This is a genomic window from Actinomycetota bacterium (assembly GCA_040881665.1).
Classification (GTDB): Bacteria; Actinomycetota; UBA4738; order UBA4738; family HRBIN12; genus JBBDWR01.
This window is the reverse complement of record JBBECT010000004.1, coordinates 101,953-116,241: the sequence shown is the minus strand read 5'-3', so window position 1 is coordinate 116,241 and position 14,289 is coordinate 101,953. Positions and strand designations below refer to the sequence as shown.

The window sequence follows — 14,289 nt, the reverse complement described above, 5'->3', positions numbered from 1 at the left end:
ACATGGAGTGTCAGTTAGCTCACCGAGCCATCAGCAATGATGCGCCATCGACCCATCGGGTTACGAGGTGTTCGGCGAAGGAAGGTCGAACCAGTACCCAGCTCGTCTCGTGACCGAGATGCACCAGGATCGCCTGCGTGTCCATGGCGAGTGTTTGGGCACACTGACCCGCCGTCCACGCTCGCGGATGCAGGTCGATCGGGCAGCCGGTCGCGAGCGCGTCGAGCGCGTCCGGGCCGCGGAGCTGCAACACCACGCGGTTGGCGGACACGTCGACGACCGAGCGGTGGCGTGGTGCCAGTGCCCGATCCAGGTCGGTGGCGAGCGAGGGGAACCGTTCGTGAGGCGCTACGACGAGCCACTCGTCGGGGCCTAGCCACAGTGTCACCCGACCGTCGCGCTCCAGGAACGTGTTCGGCTCGAGCGGGAGCTCGAGGGAGCCGGCGATCGATCGCGGATCGCTGCGGAGGCTCACCTGCGCCAACCCGGACACCTCGGTGAGCTCGAGGCCGTCCGTGGCGGGCGCAGGGGACCGGTGAGCGAGTGCATCCCGGAGCTCAGCCGTCACGGCGGGCTCCTTCCGGGTCGTAGAACACGGGATCGGTCACCGTCGCCGCGATCGTTCCCTCGGGGAGCGGGGCGAAGACCGACGCCCCCCGGAGCTCGCGGCCGTGTTCGAGCACGGCGAGTGCGAAGGTTCGCTCGAGGATCGGGCTGCGGTAGCTGGACGTGACGTGGCCGGCCATGGGCATCGGGATCGATCCCGTGTCTTCGAGGACGAGCTGCGCTCCTTCGGGGAGCACCTGCGCACGATCGACCGCCAGCAGACCGACGAGCTGCTTGCGGTCGTTGCGAACCGTGTCGGGGCGTGACAGCGAGCGCTTGCCGACGAAGTCGCCCTCGCCGGACACGATCCGGTCCATCCCGAGGTCGCCGGGGGTCACCGTTCCGTCGGTGTCCTGGCCGACGATGATGAAACCCTTCTCGGCGCGCAGCACATGCATCGCCTCGGTGCCGTACGGCTCGAGCCCGAGGGGAGTGCCTGCCTCGATCACGTGTTCCCAGAGGCTCTGTGCGTAGCGACCGTCGACGTTGATCTCGTAGGACAGCTCGCCCGAGAAGCTCACGCGGGCGATCCGCGCGGGAACGCCGTCCACCGCGCCGTCGCGGAACCTCATGAAGCCGAACGCGTCCGCCGACAGGTCGATGTCGGTGCCCACCGCCGCGATGACCTCGCGGGCGCGCGGGCCGGCGATGCCGATCGTGGCCCACTGCTCGGTGACGCTCGTGCAGTACACGCGCAGCTGGGGCCACTCGGTCTGGAGCCACTCCTCGAACCGGTCGAGCACCGCGGCCGCGCCGCCACTCGTGGTCGTGACGAGGAACCGATCCTCGGCCAGCCGCATCGCGACGCCGTCGTCGAACACCATCCCGTCGAGGCCGAGCATCAGGCCGTAGCGGATCCTTCCGACCTTCAGCGTCGACATCGTGTTGGTGTACATCCGGTCGAGGAACGCTCCCGCGTCCGGACCGACCACCTCGATCTTGCCCAGCGTCGAGGCGTCGAGGATCCCGACTGCCGTGCGGACCGCGAGGCACTCGCGCGCGACGGCGGCGTTCATGTCCTCGCCGTCGCCCGGGTAGTAGCGGGCCCGTTTCCACTGACCGACGTCCTCCCAGACGGCACCGTGCTCCTCGTGCCACCGGTGGATCGGGGTGCGACGGATCGGATCGAGCAGATCGCCCTGATGGCGGCCCGCGAGCACCGAGAACGGAACGGGCGTGTACGGGGGGCGGGGGTTCGACGGTCCCTGCGCACCGGGGTCGCCGCCGAGGAGTCCGTTCACGACCTCGGCGGTCACCACCCCCGACGTGCGACCCTGATCGACGGCCGTCCCGATATAGGTGGCGCGCTTCACGTGCTCGACCGAACGCAATCCGCCGCCGACCGCCGCCTCGATGTCGGCGACGGTCTGGTCGCGCTGGAAGTCGACGAAGTGGCGCGAGCGGTCGTCGGCCGGGACCGACCAGCACGCCGCCGAGGCCGGGACCTCTCCCGCCGCCCGGCCGACGATCTCGAGCCAGTCGGGACCGGACCCGTCGGGAACGAAGCACGCCCGCTCCTCGTCGTAGCGGGACCCACACCCGATCGTCCGAGCGAGCTGCGTGACCGGGTTCCACCCTCCGGAGACGGCGAGCAGATCGGCCTCGATCGATCGCGGCTCGCCGCCGGCGCTCCTCACCCGAACCGCCGACACCCGCGGATCGCCGTCGGTGCCGGTGACGGAGGCGCCGGAGAGCACCTTGACCCCTTCGCGTCGTGCGTCTGCCTGTGCGGGAGAGCTCTCACGGACGTCGACGATCGCCTCGACGTGCGCACCCGCACGGAGCAGCTCCCATGCCGTCGCGTACGCGGGGTCGTTCGTGGCGAACAGCACCGCGCGGGAGCCGGGAACCACGGCGAACCGCTCGAGGTACAGACGGACGGCTCCCGCCAGCATCACGCCGGGCCGGTCGTCGTCGGCGAAGGCGATCGGGCGTTCATGCGCCCCGGACGCGAGCACGACGCGACCGGCGCGTACGTGCCACAGGCGCTCGACGGGACGGCTCCGCTCGTAGAGCACGACGTAGCCGGCGTCGTAGATGCCGAGCGCCGTCGTGCGCGTCAGCAGCGTCGTGTCGGGTGCATCGGCCACGTCGTCGATCAAGCCGTCGGGCTCGGTCGGGGCGTCGGCCCGCGGCGCCCCCTCGTGGGACGAGACGCCACCGAGCCACGTGCGTTCGTCGGCGAGCAGCACGCGATCCCCCCGCGCGACCGCCTCGAGCGCGGCTCGCAGACCCGATCGGCCGCCGCCGATCACGAGCGTTTCCACGTGTGCGTACCTCGGCAGACACGGAGCGGTCTGCGCATCGGGTCCCGGGAGTCGTCCGACCCCGGGCAGCCCCCGCGCGATCAGTCCGTCGACGAGCTCGACCGTCGGAGCCGGCGCGATCGCGTCGAACGACGGAGCCGAGACCTCGACGAACGCGGCTGGTTCCTCGACGCCGGCGGTCATCACGCCGCGCGGACGTCCGAGGATCGGGCTCGGGCACACGATGTGCACGCCGTTCGCTAGCAGGGCGGATGCCAGCGTGTCGCCAGCGAACCCGGAGAGCACGACGCCGTCGAAGGAGAACCGCACGGGGCTCGATCGGTCGATCCGGCCGCCGCTCTCCAGACGCCTCATGCGTCGTGCTCCGGGTCGGGGCGCAGCACGTAGGTCGCGGTGTCGCGGACGACATCGAACCACCGGCGGCACCCTGCGGTATGGAACCATCGCTCGTGGAATTCCCCCTTCGGGTTGTCGCGCATGAACAGGAAGTCGGCCCACTCCTGATCGGTCAGCGCGGCCGGATCCTCGGGATAGGCGATGTGTGCCTGTCCGCCGTAGCGGAACTCGACCTCCGCGCGCGGCCCGCACCACGGGCAGTCGATCAGCAGCACGTCGACCGGCCGTTCAGTGGGCCACCGCCGCCGCGCCGTGCTCGTCGATCAGGGCGCCGGTCGTGAATCGCTCCAGCGCGTAGGGCCGGGCGAGGGGGTGGGGCTCATCCCGCGCGATCGTGGCCGCGAACACCGCGCCCGACGCGGGCGTCGCCTTGAAGCCACCCGTTCCCCAGCCGCAGTTCAGGAACAGTCCGTCGATCGGGGTCAGACCGAGGATCGGCGACGCATCGGGCGAGACGTCCACGATGCCGCCCCAGGTCCGGAGCAGCTTCGCGTGCGCGAAGATCGGGAACAGCTCCACCGCGGCCGCCATCTGATGTTCGATCACGTGGAACGAGCCGCGCTGGCCGTACCCGATGTAGGGATCGATGCCCGCACCCATCACCAGCTCGCCCTTGTCGGCCTGGCTCACGTAGACGTGCACCTTGTTCGACATCACGACCGTGTCGATCACCGGCTCGAGCAATACCGACACGAGCGCCTGCAGCGGGTGGCTCTGCAGCGGGAGCCGCAGCCCGACCATGTCGGTGAGCGCGGAGGTATGTCCCGCCGCGACGAGTGCGACCTTCTCCGCGTGGATCGTGCCGCGGGTCGTCTCGACGCCGTGGACCCGGCCGCCGTCCAGATCGAACCCGGTGACCTCGCAGTGCTCCACGATGTCGACGCCGAGCCGATCCGCGCCGGTCGCATACCCCCACGCGACCTTGTCGTGGCGCGCCGTTCCGCCCCGCCGCTGGAACGTGGCGCCCAGCACCGGGTAGCGCAGATCGGGGGAGATGTTCACGATCGGGCAGATCTCTACGATGTCGTCTGGCTCGAGCCACTCGGCGTCGATCCCGTTCAGCCGATTCGCGTGCAGGCGCCGCTTGCTGGCTCGAACATCGCCCACGTCGTGCGAGAGGTTCATCACGCCGCGCTGGGAGAACTGGAGCTCGGTCCCGAGCTCCTCCTCGAGTCCTTCCCACAGCTTCAGCGCGTGCTCGTAGATCGCGGCGGATTCGTCCCACAGGTAGTTCGAGCGGATGATCGTCGTGTTGCGGGCCATGTTCCCGCCGGCGAGCCAGCCCTTCTCGAGCACGGCGACATCGGTGATGCCGTGCCGCGCTGCCAGCTCGTACGCCGTGGCGAGCCCGTGGCCGCCGCCGCCCACGACCACCGCCTCGTAGGACGGCTTCGGCTCCGCCGCGCGCCAGTAGCGGTCGGGGCGAGCGGTGTCGGTCGGATCCACGACGCCCAGGGTCGGCGAGGGCCCGAGCGGCGTCAACGCGAGGGATGCGCCTCACGCAACCATCTTCGACGCAACAGTCGTCGTTCATCTGTCTTGACAGCTCAGAGCCCCGGCACGTAGCGTCTCGCCGTTGCGGAGGGCGGAACAGGATGGTGCGGTGATGGGTAGCGGAGAGACGGGGAACCTGCGGTCGGTCTCCCGCGCGATCCGGGCTCTCGAGCTGATCGCCGAGCAAGGCGAGCTCGGGGTCACCGAGCTGGGACGGCGTCTGCAGGTCCACAAGGCGACGGCGTCTCGGCTGGCCGCAACCCTGGCCGAGCGCGGTCTCGTGGAACGCGACCCGATGACGGACAAGTACCGGCTCGGGTTCGGCTTGATCCGCCTCGCCGGCGCCGCGATGGCGGGGCTCGACCTCGTCAGCACTTCGCGATCGATCCTCGAGGAGCTCGCCGAGCGCACCCGCGAGACGGTGAACCTCGGGGTCTTCTCGAGCGAGGGAGTCGTCTACATCGACCAGGTGACCGGCGCCCGATCGATCGTGAGCGTGAGCTGGGTCGGTCGCCGCACGCCACTGCACTGCACGTCCAACGGCAAGGTGCTGCTCGCCTACATGGATCGTGCCGAACGCGACAAGCTGCTCGAACGGCCGCTCGAGCGCGCCACCCCCGACACGGTCGTCGACCCGAACGCCCTCCGCGCCCAGCTCGCCGAGACCCGCCGCCGCGGCTACGCCCAGACCCTCGAAGAGCTCGAGGAGGGTCTGAACGCCGTTGCCGCCCCCGTGTTCCAGGCAGACGGAACGGCGATCGCTGCACTCAGCGTGTCGGGTCCCGCATTCCGGATGCGGGCCGTCGACCTGCCGCGGATCGCCCGGATGACGATCGACGCGGCGACCGCGGTGTCGCGCCGGCTCGGCTACGTCGAGCGCCGGGCGGGGACGGTCGGGTGAGCATCGACTGGGGCGCCGCGCGAACCCCCGCCGGATCGTTGCTGGAAGCGCTCGGCCGAACCCCACTCGTGCGGCTGGAGCGGATCGCCCCCGAGGGACCCGAGCTGCTCGCGAAGATCGAATGGTACGGACCGACGGGATCGGTGAAGGACCGGATCTACGGCGCGATGCTCGAGGCCGCCGAACGGCGCGGGGACCTGCGTCCCGGGATGACGGTGATCGAGTGCACGACCGGCAACGCGGGGATCGCGTGCGCGGCGGTCTCGGCGATCAAGGGCTACGGGTGCACGATCGTGATGCCCGAGGGCATGAGCCGGGAGCGTAAGTTGATGATCGAGGCGTACGGAGCGCAGCTCGTCCTGACGCCGGGGGCGGGGACCGACATCGAGCTCGCGTTCGAGCGGATGCGTGAGATCGTCGACGCCGACCCCGATCGCTACTATTTCCCGGGCGAGTTCTCCAACCCCGACAACCCCGCGGCGCAGAGCATCTCGGGCGAGGAGATCCTCGACCAGACCGGTGGACGCGTCGACGCCGTCGTCGCCGCGCAGGGGACGGGAGGATGGATCAGCGGCGTCGCGCGCGTGCTGAAGCAGCGCCTCTCGGACGTCCGCGTGTACGCCGTGGAGCCCGCCGAGTGCCCGTTGCTGACCGAGGAGCGTTGGGGGGTCCACGGCGTACCGGGGATTTCCGACGGCATCGTCCCGGCCAACCTCGACCTCGACCTGCTCGACGGCATCGTCACGATCCCGACCGCGACCGCGCTCGAGACCGCCCGCCGGCTCGCGCGCACCGAGGGCATGTTGTGCGGGCCGTCGTCGGGGATCAACGTCGCCGCCGCACTCCGCGTCGCGCAGGCCCACCCCGACCTCGGACGCATCGTGACCGCGATCTGCGACACGGGACAGCGGTACCTGTCGGGAGAGCTGTTCGGGGAGACACCGCGGGTCGACATCCCACAGCGGCGCCGAGCGATCGATCCCGCGATCGCCGAGCACCTGCGCGCCCGGCGCGCCGATCTCGAGCAGCTCTGAGCTACACGCCGGGAGGCAGCACCACGGGTCGCGAGTCCCGAGAGCCCCGGGACAGCCGGCGGTAGAAGCCGGCCGCCAGCGCGATCGCGATCGTCGACGAAACGAGGGTGATGCTCGCGAGCGCGTTCAACGACGGGAGCGGTCCGGTCCGCGCCGACGAGTAGATCTTGATCGCGATCGTCTGGGTCGACGCGTCGATCGAGAGCTGCCGCGTGATGATGAAGTTGTCGACGGTCGAAGCGAACACGATCGCGAAGCTCGCGAGGATCGCCGGCGCGAGGAGGGGCAGCGTCACGCGGACGAGCGCGCGTACGGCGGATGCTCCCAGGTCCATCGCCGCCTCCTCGTACTGACGGCCGAGCGAGAGTAGCCTCGCCCGCACGATGATGACGGGATAAGCCAGCTCGAAGACCGACAGTCCCAGCACCTGCGCCCCCGTCCCGAGGCCGACCGCGTCGAACAGGTTCGTGAAGAACAGGAACAGCGCGATCGCCAGGGCGAGCTCCGGCGTCACGAAGGCGAACAGCACGAAGAAGTTCGCGGCCTTCGCCGGACGGCCGCGCCAGCGGCTGAGGGCGATCGCGAAGGCCGTGCCGATCGGGACCGAGATCGCCATCACGAGTCCCGACAGCAGGAACGTGTGCGCGAGCGCGGAGCGGAGCTCGGTGTTCTGCCACACCGAGTTCACGTCCCCCACGTACCAGCGCGTCGAGAATCCCTGCCAGGCGCTCAGGGATCGCCCATCGTTGAACGAGAAGATCACGGCGATCGCGACGGGCAGGAGCGTCCACGCCACGTAGCCGAGGGCGACCACCCACAGGAACCGGGCCCGGGCCCACGGGTTCTTCGCCCAGCCCCACAGCCGGGCGATCGGCCCTCGGCCGGCAGGCCGGTTCGGGCGTGGGATGACGGTTCCCTCCACCGCGCTCACAGCGACGCCGCCGATGCGCGGGAGGTGCTCCGCAGGTAGGAGAGCATCGGGACGAGCAACACGACGAGCAGGATCAACACGAGCGAGGCGCCGGTCTGCACGAGAGAGCTCTGGATCGATCCGTCGATCACGTTGCCGAGCATCGCCGTGTTCCGCGAGGCGGAGAGCAGGTCCTGGGTGTAGTAGTCACCCGACATCGGCAGCGTCACGATCACCACACCCGCGACGATCGCGGGGATCGACTGCGGAACGGTGACGCGCAGGAACGTCGAGGTCTGTCCCGCTCCCAGATCGCGCGCGGCCTCGAGCGCCGAGGAGTCGATCCGATCCAGGGCCGCGTACAGGGGCAGGATCATGTACGGGATGTAGCCGTAGACGAGCCCGAGGATCACCGTCGACGGTTTACCCTCGAGCCAGGCCCGCGGTTCGCTGAGCACGCCGAGAGCCTCGAGGATGCGGTTCACGTAGCCGTCGTTCTGCAGCAGGTTCGTCCAGGCGAGCATCCGCATCATGTAGCTGATCCAGAACGGTGCGAGCAGGGCAACGAGGAACCACGCCTTGAACCGGCCCGCGTGTCGCGCGATGAAGTACGCGACGGGATATCCGATCAGCAGGCAGAGGACGGTCGCCGCCGCCACGTACACGAACGTTCGGATGAACGCCGTCTGCGTGACGCTTCCCGCGGTGAACAGCTGACCGACGACGTCGGAGAACGCCGCGGTGTCCCACTGCACGGGGTTGTACTCGGGCAGGGGCGACAGGAAGATCGGATCGAGGCCGCCGAACGCGACCGACACGATCACGTAGAACGGCACGACGAAGAACGCGGACACCCAGATCACCGCGGGCGCGGCGAACGCGGGCCAGAACCAGCGCGGGTACCAGACTCCCGAGTCGTCGGCGCGTGCCACGGCTCCGGTTCTCCCGCGGCTACGCGCCGCCCGAGACCTCCTGGTAGATCTGCTGGTAGAGCTGATCGACCTGCGGTTCGAGCTCGAGGGTCTGGAGGCCGTTGATCGCGGCGTCCTCGGTGAGCAGGATCGACTCGAGGTTCTCGGGCACGAGGCCGTCGGCGAGGATCCGCTCGGGGGTAACGCCGTCGATCGTCGGCTGGAACCCCTCGTAACTGTAGTTCTCGATCGCGATCTCGGTGTCCGAGAGCATGTCGATCATGGTGTGCGCCAGCACCGGGTTCTGCGCTCCCGTCGGGATCATGAACACGTCGTTCTGCGCGACCCCGGCCGTTCCCGACGGAGCATCCGGCGGCCAGACGTAGGAGATCGTGTCGATCGAGACGTCCTTCGGCATGTAGTACTGCGCATAGGCCATGTTGCCCGACCAGGACTGGTGCAGCCACGCGCTGCCCTCGGGCAGCTCCGTGTAGTCGGTGTGGTCGAACTTCCAGTTCATCGACTCCACGCCTTCGAGCAGGTCGGCCTTGGCGGCGTCCAGGTCGGAGGTGTTCGCCGTGTTCACGTCGTCGATGCCGTTCCTCAGCAGGGCGAGGGCGATGAGGTCACGGCTGTTGTTCTGCACGTGGGTCTTCCCCGCGTACTTCGTATCCCACAGGACCTCGTAGGGGTTGTCCATCGCGGCGATGTCGACGTCGACGAGATCGTTGCGCCATCCGATGCCCGTGGAGTAGATCACGTACGGAACGGTGTAGCGCAGCCCTTGGTCGTAGAAGGGATCCTGCAGCGTCTGCCACACGTTCGAGGTGACGTTCCCCAGGTAGGTGTGGTTCAGCGGCTGGACCAGCTTGCTGTAGGCGAGCTTGCTGACGTTGTCGAGCGTCACGGTCACGATCAGATCGAAGTCCGAGGCGCCGCTGCGCAGTTTGGAGACCATCTCCTCGGGGGTGTCGAACACGGTGTACTCGACCGCGGCTCCGGTCTGGTCCTCGAACCGGTTGCGGACCTTCTTCCAGATGTAGTCGTTGTAGCCGAAGATCTTCAGCGGTCCGGACTCGGGCTGCATGCCGTCCGCGATCGCCGGGTTGTCGTCGTAGAGCGGGAGCGAGACAGGGTTGTCCTTCCGTGCCAGGGGGAACGGCTCCGTGCCCTCGCCGTCCCCGCCGCCCGGGCCTCCGCCTCCCTCGTCCGAGCTGCCGCACGCGGCGAGGATCGCGGCGGCGCTCGGCAGGGCGATGCCCGCGGCGGCTGCGCGCCGGAGGAACTCCCGTCGGCTGAGTTGGTCTGCGGTCGGTCGTTCCTTCGGGTGGCCGAACATGGCTCCTCCTGCGGGTCGCCCTCTCTCGATCGTCCCCCTTGTAGCGGGTCGGAGGCCGGAAGGGAAGGCACGTTCGGGTGAATCGCCGTGACCCCGGGTCGGCCGGGGGTGGTTCTGGGGCCGCGTTCAGCCCCGCAGGCGGGCCTCCAGCAGGCCGCCGGTCGAACCCGGATCGCCCAGCGCGGAGCGCTCGGCGGCCGCGATCGCCGCGTGGGATGCGGCTTCGATCGGGTCGGCCGGCGGCGAGGACAGGGTCCGTGCCGCGAGCCCGTTCGCGAGTGACGGGGGTTCGCCGCCGTCGGTGCCGGCGTGCACGAGATAGGCGCTGACGATCAGCCGCTGGGCGCCGTTCGAGGTCGCAGGCGAGTTCACGACGTCGTAGCCGGCGCCGTCCTTGACGACCATCGTGGTCGATGCGCCGCCGTCCATGTTGACCGCCCAGGTCGCGCCGAGATCGAGGAACACCTCCGCGAACCGCGGAAGGGTCATGCCGACCGAGCCCGTCTGCCGTCCGTCGACGGTCACGAAGAACACCGTGCCGTCGGGCGCGTACCCGACCCCCGAGCGCGGGTTCTTGCCGCAGAAGTACGAACCGCAGGTCGCAGGAGCCACGATGTCGCCGTCATCGAGCAGCAAGGGGGATCCGCCCTGTTGGTCGGTCACGTACGGTCGATCCGGGACGCGCCAGGAGAGTGTCACCTCGCCGCCGACCGCCAGGGCACGGACCCAGCCGGCCGAGCCCCCGCTCGAGGACGGGGCGGCGAGGACGACCTGCTTCGCGGTACCCGGCTTGAGACGGTCCTTCGCGCAGCGTCGCGCGTCGACCGAATAGGAGCGGACCACCCCGTTGCCTCCCGGTTCCCACGCCGGGGCGGCCGCGGGTACGAGCCGCGCCGCGCACGTGTTCGTCGGCGGTCGTTCCACGCTGCCGCCCGTCCGTGTGTATCCTCCGAGCGCCCCGGCCGGCGGCGGACCGTCATTCAAGCGTTCCACCGACCGCGAGGCCCCGGCCGCCTCGTCGGTCGCGGACATCCGGAACGGGAACTTGCCGGCGCCCGGGTCGGTGCCGTCCAGCCGCACGTTGAAGCCGAACCCCGTCTTGCGACCGGTCGTCGCGACCGCGCCGTCTTCCGCGTAGGGATGGAAGGGATGCCCGTCGATGGCGAAGTCGCCGTTGATCGCACCGACGGCGCGATGGGCGCGGGCGATCTCGGAGGTGGTCGCATACGCGGGCCACACGCTGCCCGCGAGTCCAACGTCGACGGATGCGCGCGTCGGGTCGATCCGAAGGACCCGAACCCGGTTGGGACCGCTGACCCTGTACTTCAGCAGGGAGACGCCCGGCGCGATCGCTTCGGCACGCGCAGGGACGGGCCCGTCGGATCGGCTGGACCCAACCTCGCCCGCGAGCGCGAGGGACGCTCCGACCGAAGCCGTTACACACGCGAGCAGCACCAGGCCGGCGCCTGCGCGTGTGACGCGCCGCGGGTGCGGGCGGTTCCGGATGGCTCCCTCCGTGCTTGGGTCGGGATCGAGACTGCGCCGCATGCTACCGCCCCGGCCGGCGGGGGTGGACCAGCTGAGACGAGGGTTGAACCGTCGTTCAAGGCGAGGGTAGGCTCGGCGACGGACGCCCACCAGAACGGGAGCCGACCGATGTACCCGATGAGCGACGACGACAGGCGGATCCAGGACGCGGCCCGCGGGTTCGTCGACGAAGAGCTGATCCCGCACGAGGTCGAGGCGGAGCTGAACGCCGGCGAGCTTCCCGCAGAGGTGAAGCAGCGACACGACCGCCTCGTGAAGGAACTCGGCTTCTACGCGATGAACATGCCCACCGAGCTCGGTGGCGGCGGATTCACGATGTTCCAGCAGGCGCTGGTGTCCGAGCAGATCGGCCGTGTGACCAATGCGCTCGGGTGGGTCGTGCACACGCCGCCGGGGTGGGCGCCGGGAGTCGTCTCCGACCATCAGCTCGACACGTGGATCAAGCCCTCGATCGTGGGGGACCGGCACGAGTGCTACGCGATCACCGAGGAAGGAGCGGGCTCGGACGTCGACGCGCTCGCCGCGACGGCGCGCCGCGATGGCGAGGAGTACGTGCTGAACGGCGTCAAGATGCACGTGACGAGCTTCAACCATGCCGACTACTGCTTCTTCCAGGCGAAGCTGACGGACGGACCGCACGCGGGCGAGCACGTCCTGTTCTTCGTCGACCTCGATACGCCGGGCATCCGGGTCGTCCGCAACCCCGCCTACTCCCACACGTACGCGGATCACCATCCGCTCGTTGCGTTCGAAGAGGTCCGGGTCCCTGCCGCGAACCTCGTCGGCTCCGAGGGAGACGGGATGTCGTTCACCCACGCATGGTTCCGCTACGAGCGGTTGATGATCGCCGCCCGCTGCTGCGGCGCGGCGGATCGACTCATCACCGAGGCGAGCGCATTCGCACAGGAGCGTGAGCAGTTCGGACAGCCGATCGCACAGTTCCAGGCTCTGCAGTTCATGCTCGCCGACTCCCTCACCGAGCTCTGGGCCGCCCGCCTCATGACCTACCGGACCGCGCAGGCGATCGACGAGGGCGTCGACGTGAAGGTGCAACACGCGTACTGCTCGATGGCGAAGCTCTACGCGAGCGAGATGGCGGGCCGTGTGGCCGACCGCGCGGTACAGATCTTCGGCGGGCGCGGATACATGCGGGAGAACGTCGCGGAGCGGTTCTACCGGGAGGTTCGCGTCGACCGCATCTGGGAGGGAACCTCGGAGATCCAGCGCTCGATCATCGCCGCGCAGCTCTTCAAGCGCGGCGTCGACCCCTTGGTCGGCTAGCCGGTCGGCGGCGGATCGGTTCCGTCCCCGGGGCTTCCGCCACCGTCGGGGGCACCGCCGCCGTCCCCGGGGGCCGTGCCACCATCATCGCCGCCGGGCGTCGTCGAGCCGCCATCGCCACCGTCGCCACCGCCACCGGACGAGCCGCCTCCGCCGGAGGTGCCGCCTCCCCCGTCCGTCGTGCTGCCCGTCCCGCCGTCGTCGGCGGTGTTCCCCGCCCCACCCCGGCCGCCGCCGTCGGTTCCGTTCCGATCGCCCTCATCGTTGCGGCGCCGGTCGTCCTTGCGGTCGCCCCGTTCCTTCCGCCGATCCTTGTCGGTGTCGGGCCGGTCGTTCGCCGGCTCGTCCGTGGGAACGATCACGTCGAGCCGGTCGAGTGGGTCGGCCGAACCGGCAGGTTCGAGCTGGACGACCGGCTGCTGTCGCGCGGGTGCGGCCTGTGTTGGGTCGTCGTCGGCGAATCGGGTGGCGCCGAACGCGAGGGCGACCGCGACGACCGAGCCTGCAGCGGCGACGACGACCGCTCGACGTCGGCGTGTCCCCGGAGCCTGCGACGGATCGTGCGGTTGCTCGTCGGCGATCTCCCATCTCTCGTTCGTCTCGCCGATCGCCGCCGCGCGATCGTCCGCGTGTTCGTATGGCTGGCGCGGTGGGGTCAGGTCCACGACCGGGGTCGCCGACGTCAGATCGACCAACGGCGTGGCGGGCACCGCCGGTGCGGCGAGGTCGATCACGGGAGCCGACCGGGCCAGGGCCCGCTTGCTCGCGCGCAGGGCGTCGCTCATGAGACCCGCGGTATCGAATCGCGCCTCGGGTTCGGGCGCCATCGCCCGTTCGATCACGTCGGCCAGGTGAGGGTCGATGTCGGGACGCAGCTGCCGGATGCTCGCTGTCTCCCCTTCGGACCGTTCGCCTCCGCCGCGCCCGATCGCCGCGGTGAACAGGATCGCACCGACCGAGTACAGATCGCTCCGTCTCGTGGGTCCGGTCACCTCGAGCTCCGGAGCCCGGAAGGAGGTGCCCGCCGCCGGAGTCGACATCGAGTCGGGAACACCGGCGCTCTCGAATCCCGAGATCTTCCAGCGCGCGTCGTCCGTGGATCGCATCACGCTGTGGGGTCCCAGATCCCCGTGGACGATGCCCCCGTCGTGACCCGCTTCGAGCCCCGCGAGGACATCGAGTCCGAGCCGGAGCAGCTCGTCGCGCGGCATCGGTGACCCGTGGAGCAGTTCGGCCAGGCTCGATCCGCGGACGCGTTCGGTGATCAAGAAGGTCTGCCCGTCCGCGATACCGCCGTCGAAGGTCGTGACGACGTTCGGGTGGAGCAGTCGAGCGGCCCGGCGCGTGCCGGCCCGCAGCCGCTGTTGCTGGGTAGGGTCGGCGGCGACGTCCGCATGGAGCACCCGCACGGCGACATCGCGGTCGAGCTGGAGGTCGCGGGCCTCGTAGACATCCACGCCCGCACCACGAGCGATCAGCGCGCCGAGTTCGTAGCGGCCGCCGATCGTGTGCTGCTGGGTCACCATCGCGATGTCGCTTCTGGCCGGCGAGGGGCAGGCCTCATCGGGCCGGACGAGGGGAGGGGTCCAGATGGGGGGGTGG

At 69.9% G+C, this 14,289-nt stretch carries 12 protein-coding genes; 3 read left to right on the top strand and 9 right to left on the bottom strand.

Going from position 1 to position 14,289, the window contains the following annotated elements; all coding sequences use genetic code 11:
- Positions 1-19: 19 nt before the first annotated feature.
- Genes WEF05_01570 through WEF05_01555 form a run of 4 tightly spaced genes read right to left on the bottom strand, consistent with a single transcriptional unit; the run spans position 20 to position 4,715 of the window.
- Positions 20-568 (bottom strand): sarcosine oxidase subunit gamma family protein, encoded by a 549-nt coding sequence (locus WEF05_01570; protein MEX1100588.1) that lies wholly within the window; start codon positions 566-568, stop codon positions 20-22.
- A complete protein-coding gene (locus WEF05_01565) occupies positions 558-3,227 on the bottom strand; it encodes a 2Fe-2S iron-sulfur cluster-binding protein (GenBank protein ID MEX1100587.1) in 2,670 nt (889 codons plus the stop codon). The genes WEF05_01570 and WEF05_01565 overlap by 11 nt, the downstream gene beginning before the upstream one ends.
- Entirely contained in the window at positions 3,224-3,484 is a 261-nt protein-coding gene (locus WEF05_01560) for a sarcosine oxidase subunit delta (GenBank protein ID MEX1100586.1), read from the bottom strand. Before WEF05_01560 ends, WEF05_01565 begins: the two co-directional genes overlap by 4 nt.
- A 13-nt stretch (positions 3,485-3,497) precedes the next feature.
- Positions 3,498-4,715 carry a sarcosine oxidase subunit beta family protein gene (locus WEF05_01555; protein ID MEX1100585.1) on the bottom strand — a complete coding sequence of 406 codons (1,218 nt, stop codon included), beginning with the start codon at positions 4,713-4,715 and terminating at the stop codon, positions 3,498-3,500.
- A gap of 160 nt (positions 4,716-4,875) precedes the next feature.
- On the opposite strand from WEF05_01555, the gene WEF05_01550 reads away from it, so the two are divergent.
- Positions 4,876-5,664: an IclR family transcriptional regulator gene (locus tag WEF05_01550; GenBank protein ID MEX1100584.1), complete on the top strand. Its 789-nt coding sequence runs from the start codon at positions 4,876-4,878 to the stop codon at positions 5,662-5,664.
- A complete protein-coding gene (locus WEF05_01545) occupies positions 5,661-6,698 on the top strand; it encodes a PLP-dependent cysteine synthase family protein (protein MEX1100583.1) in 1,038 nt (345 codons plus the stop codon). Before WEF05_01550 ends, WEF05_01545 begins: the two co-directional genes overlap by 4 nt.
- A 1-nt stretch (position 6,699) precedes the next feature.
- On the opposite strand, the gene WEF05_01540 is transcribed toward WEF05_01545, so the two are convergent.
- The 4 genes from WEF05_01540 to WEF05_01525 form a co-directional block, all read right to left on the bottom strand.
- On the bottom strand, positions 6,700-7,629 hold the full coding sequence (locus WEF05_01540; GenBank protein MEX1100582.1) for an ABC transporter permease: 930 nt from the start codon (positions 7,627-7,629) through the stop codon (positions 6,700-6,702).
- Positions 7,626-8,540, bottom strand: a complete 915-nt coding sequence (locus WEF05_01535; protein ID MEX1100581.1) for an ABC transporter permease — start codon at positions 8,538-8,540, stop codon at positions 7,626-7,628. The genes WEF05_01540 and WEF05_01535 overlap by 4 nt, the downstream gene beginning before the upstream one ends.
- Before the next feature lie 19 nt (positions 8,541-8,559).
- Complete coding sequence (locus WEF05_01530) at positions 8,560-9,858, bottom strand: substrate-binding domain-containing protein (GenBank protein ID MEX1100580.1); 1,299 nt, start codon at positions 9,856-9,858, stop codon at positions 8,560-8,562.
- 126 nt (positions 9,859-9,984) lie between these two features.
- Positions 9,985-11,313 (bottom strand): phosphodiester glycosidase family protein, encoded by a 1,329-nt coding sequence (locus tag WEF05_01525; protein MEX1100579.1) that lies wholly within the window; start codon positions 11,311-11,313, stop codon positions 9,985-9,987.
- 210 nt (positions 11,314-11,523) lie between these two features.
- Between WEF05_01525 and WEF05_01520 the strand changes: the two genes are divergently transcribed.
- On the top strand, positions 11,524-12,687 hold the full coding sequence (locus tag WEF05_01520; GenBank protein ID MEX1100578.1) for an acyl-CoA dehydrogenase family protein: 1,164 nt from the start codon (positions 11,524-11,526) through the stop codon (positions 12,685-12,687).
- On the opposite strand, the gene WEF05_01515 is transcribed toward WEF05_01520, so the two are convergent.
- On the bottom strand, positions 12,684-14,213 hold the full coding sequence (locus WEF05_01515) for a serine/threonine-protein kinase (GenBank protein MEX1100577.1): 1,530 nt from the start codon (positions 14,211-14,213) through the stop codon (positions 12,684-12,686). The two genes, WEF05_01520 and WEF05_01515, sit on opposite strands and share 4 nt — an antisense overlap.
- Positions 14,214-14,289 lie beyond the last annotated feature (76 nt).

Bases quoted from the DNA above. Each gene is read 5' to 3' on its own strand.
- WEF05_01565 (MEX1100587.1), bottom strand. From the start codon at position 3,227: ATGAGGCGTCTGGAGAGCGGCGGCCGGATCGACCGATCGAGCCCCGTG.
- WEF05_01550 (MEX1100584.1), top strand. From the start codon at position 4,876: ATGGGTAGCGGAGAGACGGGGAACCTGCGGTCGGTCTCCCGCGCGATC.
- WEF05_01530 (MEX1100580.1), bottom strand. From the start codon at position 9,858: ATGTTCGGCCACCCGAAGGAACGACCGACCGCAGACCAACTCAGCCGA.
- WEF05_01520 (MEX1100578.1), top strand. From the start codon at position 11,524: ATGAGCGACGACGACAGGCGGATCCAGGACGCGGCCCGCGGGTTCGTC.
- WEF05_01515 (MEX1100577.1), bottom strand. From the start codon at position 14,213: ATGGTGACCCAGCAGCACACGATCGGCGGCCGCTACGAACTCGGCGCG.